Origin of the sequence: Microvirga pakistanensis, assembly GCF_004458765.1 — a bacterium.
Taxonomy (GTDB): Bacteria; Pseudomonadota; Alphaproteobacteria; order Rhizobiales; family Beijerinckiaceae; genus Microvirga; species Microvirga pakistanensis.
This window is the reverse complement of record NZ_SPJX01000381.1, coordinates 1-223: the sequence shown is the minus strand read 5'-3', so window position 1 is coordinate 223 and position 223 is coordinate 1. Positions and strand designations below refer to the sequence as shown.

The following is a 223-nucleotide window of genomic DNA, read 5'->3' as shown; positions in this document are numbered from 1 at the left end:
GAGATCTCTCCGGAGCTCGTCCCGCAGGATGCCGCAGGACAGATTCAATCGACGGAAGCAATGATCGGACCCTACGCCCTGCAGGATTTCAACCTCTATTATCTCACGCGCTTCGGCTATCGCCCGTCGAAGATCGCGTACCTGTCCTGGCATGCCTGGAGCGACGCCGAGGCGGGCCCATGGCCGCCGCACCTTCCTGCCAGCGCGCACCGGTCCTACGATC

The 223-nt window shown here is 63.2% G+C and carries 1 pseudogene; it reads left to right on the top strand.

Annotation, left to right across the window (positions count from 1 at the left end):
• Positions 1-223 (top strand): annotated as a pseudogene (gene nadE, locus E4K09_RS18665) (NAD(+) synthase); the annotation flags it as partial.